We start from the raw sequence: 8,989 nt of genomic DNA on the forward strand, positions 1-8,989 counted from the left end.
GGCCCGTTAACCGAGACCCATCCGGCGCGTGGCGCCATGGCAAGACGGGTTTCGCTGATGTCTTTCGGTTTTTCCAGCCTTTCGGCGCTGCGCGCCTGTATCGCGCGCGACTGGACGCCCCGGATCGGCGACCCCGAGATCACCGGCTGGCTGACGGTGCTGGCCTATGCCATATGCTGCGCGCTGGCCGTGGCGGTGCTGCGCCGCCGGCCGGCCGGCGCGGCACGCGGGCTGTGGCTGGCGATCGCCGCGCTGACCGCCTTTCTGGCGCTGAACAAGCAACTGGACCTGCAAACGGCGCTGACCGCCACCGGCCGCTGCATGGCCCGCGCCCAAGGCTGGTATGACAGCCGCTATCTGGTGCAACTGGCCTTTATCGCGGGGTTGCTGCTGGGCGTGGTCCTGGCGCTGGCCTGGACGGCCAGGGCGCTGCGCGGGCACATGCGCCGCAACGGCCTGGCCCTGTTGGGGCTGGCGGTGCTGTGCGGCTTTGTCTTGGTGCGCGCGGTGGGGTTTCATCATGTGGACAGGCTCATCAGCGCCGATTTCGCGAATATTCGATACAATTTCTGGTTCGAGAACGCGGGGCTGTTGCTGATCGCGGCCAACGCCCTGTTGCTTTTGCGGCGGAGGCGATAGCCGTCCCCGCCGCCCGCCATCAGACGGTTTCCGCCAGCAGTTCGCGCACATCGGTCAGGTGGCCCCTGATGCCCGCCGCCGCCGCCATGACCGGCGACATCAGATGGGTGCGGCCGCCGCGGCCCATGCGCCCCTCGAAGTTGCGGTTCGAGGTGGCGGCGCAGCGTTCGCCCGGCGCCAACTGGTCGGGGTTCATGCCCAGGCACATCGAGCAGCCGGCCAGCCGCCATTCGAAGCCGGCGTCGATGAAGATCCTGTCCAGCCCCTCTTCCTCGGCCTGCATCCTGACCAGACCCGAGCCGGGCACCACCATCCCGCGCACGCCGGGCGCCAGCTTGTGGCCTTTCAGGATGCCGGCGGCGGCGCGCAGGTCCTCGATCCGGCCGTTGGTGCAGGAGCCGATGAAGACCGCGTCGATCGCGATCTGGTTCAGCGCCATGCCCGGCTTCAGCCCCATATAGTCCAGGCTGCGGCGCGCGGCCTCGACCTTGCCGCCCTGGAAATCCTCGGGGGCGGGGACGGTGCCGGTGATCGGCAGCACGTCCTCGGGCGAGGTGCCCCAGGTCACGACCGGGGCGATGTCCTCGGCCCGGATGGTGACGACCTTGTCCCAATGCGCGTCCTCGTCGGAAAACAGCGTCTTCCACCAGGACACCGCGGCCTCCCATGCGGCGCCCTTGGGGGCGTGGGGGCGGCCCATGACATAGGCAAAGGTCTTTTCGTCCGGGGCGATCAGCCCGGCGCGAGCGCCGCCCTCGATCGCCATGTTGCAGACGGTCATGCGGCCTTCCATCGACAGGTCGCGGATCGCCTCGCCGCAATATTCGATGACATAGCCGGTGCCGCCGGCGGTGCCGGTGGCGCCGATCACCGACAGGGTGATGTCCTTGGCGGTCACGCCGGGACGCAGCTTGCCGGTGATTTCCACCTTCATGTTCTTGGATTTCTTCTGGATCAGCGTCTGGGTGGCCAGGACGTGTTCCACCTCGGACGTGCCGATGCCATGCGCCAGCGCGCCGAAGGCGCCATGGGTCGCGGTGTGGCTGTCGCCGCAGACCACGGTCATGCCGGGCAGGGTCCAGCCCTGTTCGGGACCGACGATATGCACGATGCCCTGGCGGATGTCGTTCATCGGATAATAGTTCAGCCCGAAATCGCGGGCGTTCTTGTCCAGTTCGGCGACCTGGATACGGCCTTCGGGGTTTTCGATCCCGTCCACGCGGTCGGCGGTGGTGGGCACGTTGTGGTCGGGCACGGCGATGGTCTGGTCGGGGCGGCGCACCTTGCGCCCGGCCATGCGCAGTCCCTCGAACGCCTGGGGCGAGGTCACTTCGTGGACCAGGTGGCGGTCGATATACAGGATGCAGGTGCCGTCGTCGGAACGCTCGACCACATGGGCGTCGAAGATCTTGTCATACAGGGTGCGGGGCGCGCCCGCATTGGTATTGCCGGTCATGGCTGTCTCTTTATCTGGAGGACTGGCTGGAAAAGGGGCCAAGGGGTGCCGCTACCTGCGGCGAGGGGCGCGCGGCATGCGCCCGCGACCGTCAAAGTCGGGCGGTGACGGACAGGCTTTCGCCGTAAAAGCGGCCCGGCAGGCGGGCGCGGTCGTGAATGTCGAAATAGACGAATCCTTGCATGTCCGCATTAATAGGTCGATTTGGTTTCCTTTTCAATATCGGCACACGCGCCTGTTAATTCCAAGTTGAGGAATCGGCCCTATCTTTCGATGCAGGGCGCAGGAAAGGGACGGCCATGCTGATTCGCATCATTCTGCGGGTGATCCCGCTGGCCGGCGCCGCGCTGTTCGCGCTGGCGGTGCATTGGGCCGATACCCCGCTGAAGCGGGCGCGGGCAGCGGCCGAAACCCGCCAGCTTGCCTGGTCGGCGGGCCAGGTCAGGTGCGCCGATCCCTGGGGAATTTTGGCGCCTTACGCCTGTCCCAAGCGGCCAGAGACCAGAAAACCGCCGCCCCCGCATTGAGCGGGCGCGATTCCATGCTACATTATAAAGGCCCCTGCGCCGGGGGAGATCGGCGCGATGACCGGAGGATGAACCCTGTCCAATACCGTCTCGCCGGCCCCTGCGCCGGCTGCGACCACCGCGGAATCCGGGCTGACCAGCGATCAGCTACTGGACCGCATCCTTGCCTCTCTGGATGACGACAAGGCCGAAGATGTCGTGACCATCGACCTGCGCGGTCGTTCGGCCATGGCCGATCACATGGTGATCGCCTCGGGCCGGAACGCGCGTCAGGTGGCCTCGATCGCCGAAAAGCTGGTCGAGCGCCTGAAGCAGCAGGCCGGCCGCTCGGCCCGCGTCGAGGGCAAGGAAACCGGCGATTGGGTGCTGATCGACACCGACGACGTGATCGTCCATGTCTTCCGCCCCGAAGTCCGCGAATTCTACCAGCTGGAAAAGATGTGGATGCCCGCCGACGCCCTGCGTTCGGCCGCGCTGGATCGGCTGCGCGCCGACCACGCCGCCGATCAGGCCGGCCCGACCCGCAACTGATCCATGCGCATGGTCATTGCCGCGGTCGGGCGGCTGCGGCAAGGCCCCGAGGCGAAGCTGATCGCCGATTACCTGGACCGGCACGCCAAGGCGGGCCGCGCGCTGGGCCTGCCGCCCGTGACGCTGGCCGAGGTCGAGGATCGGCGCGGCGGCGGCATGGCCGCCGAGGCGGCGCTGCTGGCCAAGGCCATTCCGCAGGGCGCCGCGCTGGTGACGCTGGACGAGCGGGGCGAGATGCTCAGCTCGCCCGAATTTGCCGGCCGCGTCGCGGGATGGCGCGACCAGGCCCGCGACATCGCCTACGTGATCGGCGGCGCCGATGGCATCGACCCCGACCTGCGCCATCGCGCCGACCTGTCTATCAGCTTCGGGCGCATGGTCTGGCCGCATATGCTGGTGCGGGTGATGCTGGCCGAACAGATCTATCGCGCCACCACCATCCTGGCCGGAAGCCCCTATCACCGGCGGTGACAACGGCTTGAGAAACGCGGGATTTTAAGAAAATCCACGGCAAGGAAAAGGTGAAATCCCGGCCCGATCGCCTATCATGGACCTATCCAGATCGAGTCGGTGCTGTCATGATTCCCGTCGTCAACCAAAGCCAGATCCAAGGCCGGGCCGGACCCGCCCCCACGCAGGCCGCGCGGGAAATCGAAATCATCGGCCCCACCCATGTCCGCGCGCAGCCCGAAGTGCCCCCGGTCGGACAAGCCGGCGCGGCGGGCCGGGATGGGCCGCCCGGCGGCCAGGACCTGCGGGGCGCGGCGCAGGTCGGTTCCGCCCCTCCCGCCCGGCCGAGTGCGGGAACGGCGGGCGAGGATGTGGAGGGTCCCCAGGACCGCGCGGTTTTCCGCGCCAAGGTGATCAGGTTCCTGACCGCGATCTATGGCGATGACGAGGCGTTCCAGCGCGCGCTGAAGCTGGGCACCATCGTGATCCGCGCCGTCGAGGATCCGCCGGAACCCGATATGCGGCCGGAACTTGTGCATGCGACATATCGCCATGGGGTTGGCCAGGCCCATCCGGCCGACCCCGCGGTTGGCGCGCCGGCGGTTCGCGGGACGGGCGGCCCGCCGCATGCCGTCGGGGCCGGCGATTTCGTCGCCTGGTGGCCGAAATAGCCTGGTTGCGCACGTCCGGCGCCGCCGCCCTGGCGGACGGGCGAACAGGATCATCGTTGCACGAACCCCATGGCCGCCCGCGACGAGATCGCTGGCCGTATGCGCGGGAGGGGTGTGCAATGACGAGTCCGCATGCGCGACCGCGCAGGAGATCCGCCAAGACCCGCTCTACGGCCTGCCCCCTGCCACCAGCTCCGGCGATGACGGCGAATGCCTTGCCGCGCTCGGCGCCGCCGCCCCGGCCATTACCCACGGCAGGAACCCCCGAAACGCCGACCAACCGCCATTCCCGGCACCACCCGCGAGGAATCCGCAAGCCCCGCGCCGCCGATGGCCGGCCGTCACAACCCGCCGCGGAAAGCGCCGCCTAGGGGGTCAGGGGCAGGGGGGAACCCAATTGTCGATGATCTCGACCGCCTCGTCGGCGCTTTCGACAAAGCTGATAAGCTCCAGGTCTTCGGGGCTGATGGTGCCGGCCTCGGCCAGCGCCTGCCAGTCGATGACCTTGTGCCAAAATTCCGGCCCGAACAGGATGAAGGGCACGCGCGTCATCCGGCCGGTCTGGATCAGGGTCAGCGCCTCGAACATCTCGTCCATGGTGCCGAACCCGCCCGGAAACACCGTGACCGCCTTGGCCCGCATCAGGAAATGCATTTTGCGGATGGCGAAATAGTGGAAGTTGAAGCACAGATCCGGCGTGACATAGGAATTGGGCGCCTGCTCGTGCGGCAGCACGATAGACAGCCCGATCGACGCGCCGCCAGCTTCATGCGCGCCCAGGTTGCCCGCCTCCATCACCCCCGGCCCGCCGCCGGTGCAGATCACGTCCTCGGCGCCATAGCTTTTCAGGCTGCGTTCGGTCATCAACCGGGCAAAGCGCCGCGCCTCGTCATAGTAATGCGACAGGGCGGCCAGGACCGGGGTGCGCGCGCCGTCGCGCCGCTCGGGCGAGGGGATGCGGGCGCCGCCGAACATCACCACGGTCGAGCGGATGCCGCGCGCATCCATGATCATCTGCGGCTTCAGCAGTTCAAGCTGCAAGCGGACCGGGCGCAGTTCCTCGCGCAGCAGGAATTCGGTATCGGTAAAGGCCAGCCGATAGGCCGGCGCGCGCGTCTGGGCGGTATCCGGCGTGGTCTGCGCCGCCGCGACGTCCTGATGGCTGTCGCGAAACGGGTGGCTGCGCTCGTCAAGTTCTTTCATCCAAACCTCTGGCGAAAACCGCCGCATTGCGCGGCCGCACCCCTCGGCTTATAGCCCTTGGGCCATAGTTTCCACCGTTGAGAGGGCCAGACCATGTCGAATGACGCACTTGAAGCCGCCATCGAATCCGCCTGGGAGATCCGCGACCAGATCACCCCCACCACCAGGGGCGAGGCGCGCGACGCCGTCGAGGCCACGCTGGAGGCCCTGGACAAGGGCGCGCTGCGCGTGGCCGAAAAGCGCGGCGCCGACTGGCATGTGAATCAATGGGCGAAGAAAGCCGTGCTGCTGGGCTTTCGCCTGAAGGACATGGAGGTCCACATGGGCGGCCCGCAGGGCGGCACCTGGTGGGACAAGGTGGACAGCAAATTCGCCCATTGGGGCGAGGCGCAATGGCAGGCCGCCGGCTTTCGCGCCGTGCCCAACTGCGTCGTGCGCCGCTCGGCTTATATCGCCAAGGGCGTGGTGCTGATGCCCAGCTTCGTGAACCTGGGCGCCTATGTCGACGAGGGCACGATGGTCGACACCTGGGCCACCGTGGGTTCCTGCGCGCAGATCGGCAAGAACGTCCACCTGTCGGGCGGCGTCGGCATCGGCGGCGTGCTGGAACCGATGCAGGCCGGCCCCACCATCATCGAGGACAACTGCTTCATCGGCGCGCGTTCGGAAGTGGTCGAGGGCTGCATCGTGCGCGAAGGCTCGGTCCTGGGCATGGGCGTGTTTATCGGCAAGTCCACCAAGATCGTCGACCGCGAGACCGGCGAGGTGATGTATGGCGAAGTGCCGGCGGGCTCGGTGGTCGTCGCCGGCTCGATGCCCTCGAAGAACGGGGTCAATCTTTACTGCGCGGTGATCGTCAAGCGCGTCGATGCGCAGACCCGCTCCAAGACCTCGATCAACGAATTGCTGCGCGACTGACCGTGGCCCGGCCGCATCACCCCACCGGGTCGTGACGCGGCCGTGAACCCAAGCCGCGCTTGCGCGTTCACCCCGCATGTCTTCTGCAATCGGAGGTTTCACATGCAGGGTATGGGTTGGCTGGCCGCGATCATCGTCGGCGGCTTGGCGGGTTGGATCGCCAGCAGCATCATGAAGGCCGATACGGGGGTATTCCTCAATATCATCCTGGGGATCGTCGGCGCGGTGGTCGGCAATGCGCTTCTGGGCCTGGTCGGGCTGAACGCGCAGGCGGGCAGCTGGCTTGCGCAGGGCGTGGCCGGGCTGATCGGCGCGGTGGTGCTGATCTGGCTTTACCGGGCCGTGGCGGGATAGCGGAAAATGGGCGGGTCTTCCCGCCCTTTTTCATCTCAGGCGGTGAAATCCGCCGGCCGGGCGCCGGACAGCCGGGCCAGTTCGCTGGGGGCGATGGTAAAGACATGGCGCGGCGTGCCGGCGGCGGCCCAGACCGTCCCGAATTCCAGCAGCCTTGGGTCCAGCCAGGCCGGGACCGGGCGCAAAAACCCGACCGGCGCGACGCCGCCGATGGCAAAGCCGGTCTCGGCACGGATCAATCCGGCATCGGCCTTGCCCAGCCGCTGCCCGGCCAGGGCGCTGGCCTTGGCGGCATCGACGCGGTTGCCGCCCGCGGTCAGGAACAGCACCAGATGGCCCGACCCCTCGCCGCGAAAGATGATCGACTTGGCGATCTGGTCGACCGCGCAGCCGACCGCCGCGGCCGCGCCCTCGGCCGTGCGGGCGCTGTCGTCTGTCTCGCGGATCAGGGCGGCGATCCCCGCTTCCTTCAGCGCGGACTGCACCCGCTGCAAGCTCTTGCTCATTGTCACCCCCTGCGGTTTCGGGCGATATGACGGCAAATGCGTCAAAGGGAAAGCCATGCAACAGGTCTATACGCTTCTGGTCCAGGTCGGCCGCACCGCCGAGGACGGCTTGCCGCGGGGCGCCAGCGGCGCGGCGCTGGTCTGCTATGCCTCGGGCGTGACCGAGGACGAGGCGGTGCGCGAAACCGTCGCCATCCTCAAGCAGGCGGGCCTGGCGCCGCTGGACGTCACCGGCCATGGCAGCATCGAAGAACGCCTGGCCGATGGCGACGAGATCCCGGACGAGGAACGCGCGCTGATGGATCGCGCCCTGGCCGAAAACGCGGTGATCGTCGCGCAGATGGAGCCGCTTTACGATCAGGCCTGATCGGGCCCTATCCAGCCGCGCCCCGCTGCGCTAGACTGGCCGCAACCAGAACAAAAGCCCGAAACGAGCAACAAAGCGGACAGGCAGAATGACCAGACGGATCTTGCGCATCGCGACCGCCGCCCTGCTGATCGGCACGCTGGCCGGTTGCGGCATGTCGCTGAACCAGGGGCCGGGCGCCGCCGGCGGCCAGTTCGGCGGGTTGCCCACCGCCGGCGGCCAGGGTTCCCAGGCGGGCTTCCAGAACTGGGTGCAAAGCTTCCGCCCGCGGGCGCTGGCGGCCGGCATCTCGGCCGCGACATTCGACAGCGCCATGGCCGGCGCGCATTACCAGCCCGGCATCGTCGCGCTGGATCGCAAGCAAAGCGAATTCACCAAGCCGATCTGGGACTATCTCGACGGCGCCATCGGCCCGCGCGGCGCGACCGGCCGCGCCAAGGCCGGGCAACACGCCGCCACGCTGTCCTCGATCGAGGCGCGCTACGGCGTCCCGCGCGAGATCGTGGTGGCGGTCTGGGGCATGGAATCGAATTTCGGCGCCGGCCGCGGCAATACGCAGATCGTGCCGGCGCTGGCGACACTGGCCTATGACGGCCGCCGCGGCGAATTCTTCGCCGCCGAGCTGGTGGCGGCCTTGCGCATCATCCAGTCGGGCGACGTGGACAGCGCCCATATGGTCGGCAGTTGGGCCGGGGCCATGGGGCATACGCAGTTCATGCCCTCGTCCTTCCTCTCTCACGCCGTCGATTTCAACGGCGACGGCCGCCGCGACATCTGGTCGGACGATCCGACCGACGCGCTGGCCTCGACGGCATCCTATCTGCGCCAGAACGGCTGGCGCCCCGGCCAGAGCTGGGGGACCGAGGTGATCCTGCCCCCCGGCTTCGACTTCAACCAGGCGGGCAAATCGGTGCAGCATTCCGGCAGCCAATGGGCGGCGATGGGCGTGCGCAGGGCGGGCGGCGGCCCGGTGCCCTCGGGCTCGATCCTGGCGCCCGCGGGGGCGCGCGGCCCGGCCTTCCTGATCACCGAAAACTTCCGCGCCATCCTGAAATACAACGCCTCGGACAGCTATGCCCTGGCCGTGGCCTATCTGGCCGAGGCCATCGCCGGCCGCCCCGGCATCCAGGGCGACTGGCCGCGCGGCGACCGCACGCTGTCGAACAGCGAAAAGGCGGAAATCCAGCGCCTGCTGATGGCGCGCGGCTTCGACACCGGCGGGGTGGACGGCAAGCTTGGCAGCCGCTCGGCCGAGGCGATCCGGGCCTTTCAGCGCTCGCGCGGCGTGACGCCAGACGGCTATGCCGACACCCGGCTGCTGGCCATGCTGCGCAGCTAAGGCAAAAGGGCGGCCCCGAAAGCCGCCC

At 68.2% G+C, this 8,989-nt stretch carries 12 protein-coding genes; 9 read left to right on the forward strand and 3 right to left on the reverse strand.

Annotation, left to right across the window (positions count from 1 at the left end; genetic code table 11):
- Nucleotides 1-36: 36 nt before the first annotated feature.
- The gene (locus F3H32_RS08860) at nt 37-639 is read left to right on the forward strand and encodes a hypothetical protein (RefSeq protein ID WP_223191390.1); all 603 of its coding nucleotides are present in this window, start codon (nt 37-39) and stop codon (nt 637-639) included.
- Nucleotides 640-658: 19 nt separating this feature from the next.
- Here the strand turns inward: F3H32_RS08860 and leuC are convergent, their stop codons facing one another.
- Nucleotides 659-2,095 (reverse strand): 3-isopropylmalate dehydratase large subunit, encoded by a 1,437-nt coding sequence (gene leuC / locus F3H32_RS08865; RefSeq protein ID WP_149765534.1) that lies wholly within the window; start codon nt 2,093-2,095, stop codon nt 659-661.
- A 299-nt stretch (nt 2,096-2,394) separates the two neighbouring features.
- On the opposite strand from leuC, the gene F3H32_RS08870 reads away from it, so the two are divergent.
- From F3H32_RS08870 to F3H32_RS08885, 4 genes are all read left to right on the forward strand, one after another.
- Nucleotides 2,395-2,622 (forward strand): hypothetical protein, encoded by a 228-nt coding sequence (locus tag F3H32_RS08870; RefSeq protein WP_149765535.1) that lies wholly within the window; start codon nt 2,395-2,397, stop codon nt 2,620-2,622.
- Between the two features lie 132 nt (nt 2,623-2,754).
- The gene (gene rsfS, locus F3H32_RS08875; protein ID WP_149765536.1) at nt 2,755-3,153 is read left to right on the forward strand and encodes a ribosome silencing factor; all 399 of its coding nucleotides are present in this window, start codon (nt 2,755-2,757) and stop codon (nt 3,151-3,153) included.
- Nucleotides 3,154-3,156: 3 nt separating this feature from the next.
- Nucleotides 3,157-3,624 (forward strand): 23S rRNA (pseudouridine(1915)-N(3))-methyltransferase RlmH, encoded by a 468-nt coding sequence (gene rlmH, locus F3H32_RS08880; protein ID WP_149765537.1) that lies wholly within the window; start codon nt 3,157-3,159, stop codon nt 3,622-3,624.
- A 107-nt stretch (nt 3,625-3,731) separates the two neighbouring features.
- Nucleotides 3,732-4,274 carry a hypothetical protein gene (locus F3H32_RS08885; protein ID WP_149765538.1) on the forward strand — a complete coding sequence of 181 codons (543 nt, stop codon included), beginning with the start codon at nt 3,732-3,734 and terminating at the stop codon, nt 4,272-4,274.
- Nucleotides 4,275-4,649: 375 nt separating this feature from the next.
- On the opposite strand, the gene F3H32_RS08890 is transcribed toward F3H32_RS08885, so the two are convergent.
- Nucleotides 4,650-5,477 (reverse strand): LOG family protein, encoded by an 828-nt coding sequence (locus F3H32_RS08890; protein WP_149765539.1) that lies wholly within the window; start codon nt 5,475-5,477, stop codon nt 4,650-4,652.
- 93 nt (nt 5,478-5,570) lie between these two features.
- Between F3H32_RS08890 and dapD the strand changes: the two genes are divergently transcribed.
- Together dapD and F3H32_RS08900 are read left to right on the forward strand one after the other, a co-directional pair.
- A complete protein-coding gene (dapD, locus tag F3H32_RS08895) occupies nt 5,571-6,395 on the forward strand; it encodes a 2,3,4,5-tetrahydropyridine-2,6-dicarboxylate N-succinyltransferase (protein WP_149765540.1) in 825 nt (274 codons plus the stop codon).
- A 102-nt stretch (nt 6,396-6,497) separates the two neighbouring features.
- Nucleotides 6,498-6,749 carry a GlsB/YeaQ/YmgE family stress response membrane protein gene (locus F3H32_RS08900; protein ID WP_115755527.1) on the forward strand — a complete coding sequence of 84 codons (252 nt, stop codon included), beginning with the start codon at nt 6,498-6,500 and terminating at the stop codon, nt 6,747-6,749.
- A gap of 35 nt (nt 6,750-6,784) precedes the next feature.
- Here F3H32_RS08900 and F3H32_RS08905 read toward each other — a convergent pair whose 3' ends face one another.
- Nucleotides 6,785-7,255: a YbaK/EbsC family protein gene (locus F3H32_RS08905; protein WP_149765541.1), complete on the reverse strand. Its 471-nt coding sequence runs from the start codon at nt 7,253-7,255 to the stop codon at nt 6,785-6,787.
- A gap of 55 nt (nt 7,256-7,310) precedes the next feature.
- On the opposite strand from F3H32_RS08905, the gene F3H32_RS08910 reads away from it, so the two are divergent.
- Together F3H32_RS08910 and F3H32_RS08915 are read left to right on the forward strand one after the other, a co-directional pair.
- Nucleotides 7,311-7,622 carry a hypothetical protein gene (locus tag F3H32_RS08910; protein ID WP_149765542.1) on the forward strand — a complete coding sequence of 104 codons (312 nt, stop codon included), beginning with the start codon at nt 7,311-7,313 and terminating at the stop codon, nt 7,620-7,622.
- 88 nt (nt 7,623-7,710) lie between these two features.
- A complete protein-coding gene (locus tag F3H32_RS08915; RefSeq protein WP_149765543.1) occupies nt 7,711-8,961 on the forward strand; it encodes a lytic murein transglycosylase in 1,251 nt (416 codons plus the stop codon).
- Nucleotides 8,962-8,989: the final 28 nt, after the last annotated feature.

The sequence above is a fragment of the Paracoccus thiocyanatus genome, from assembly GCF_900156255.1.
GTDB lineage: Bacteria > Pseudomonadota > Alphaproteobacteria > Rhodobacterales > Rhodobacteraceae > Paracoccus > Paracoccus thiocyanatus.

Bases quoted from the DNA above. Each gene is read 5' to 3' on its own strand.
- F3H32_RS08860 (WP_223191390.1), top strand. From the start codon at position 37: ATGGCAAGACGGGTTTCGCTGATGTCTTTCGGTTTTTCCAGCCTTTCG.
- leuC (WP_149765534.1), bottom strand. From the start codon at position 2,095: ATGACCGGCAATACCAATGCGGGCGCGCCCCGCACCCTGTATGACAAG.
- F3H32_RS08870 (WP_149765535.1), top strand. From the start codon at position 2,395: ATGCTGATTCGCATCATTCTGCGGGTGATCCCGCTGGCCGGCGCCGCG.
- rlmH (WP_149765537.1), top strand. From the start codon at position 3,157: ATGCGCATGGTCATTGCCGCGGTCGGGCGGCTGCGGCAAGGCCCCGAG.
- F3H32_RS08885 (WP_149765538.1), top strand. From the start codon at position 3,732: ATGATTCCCGTCGTCAACCAAAGCCAGATCCAAGGCCGGGCCGGACCC.
- F3H32_RS08890 (WP_149765539.1), bottom strand. From the start codon at position 5,477: ATGAAAGAACTTGACGAGCGCAGCCACCCGTTTCGCGACAGCCATCAG.
- dapD (WP_149765540.1), top strand. From the start codon at position 5,571: ATGTCGAATGACGCACTTGAAGCCGCCATCGAATCCGCCTGGGAGATC.
- F3H32_RS08900 (WP_115755527.1), top strand. From the start codon at position 6,498: ATGCAGGGTATGGGTTGGCTGGCCGCGATCATCGTCGGCGGCTTGGCG.
- F3H32_RS08905 (WP_149765541.1), bottom strand. From the start codon at position 7,255: ATGAGCAAGAGCTTGCAGCGGGTGCAGTCCGCGCTGAAGGAAGCGGGG.
- F3H32_RS08910 (WP_149765542.1), top strand. From the start codon at position 7,311: ATGCAACAGGTCTATACGCTTCTGGTCCAGGTCGGCCGCACCGCCGAG.
- F3H32_RS08915 (WP_149765543.1), top strand. From the start codon at position 7,711: ATGACCAGACGGATCTTGCGCATCGCGACCGCCGCCCTGCTGATCGGC.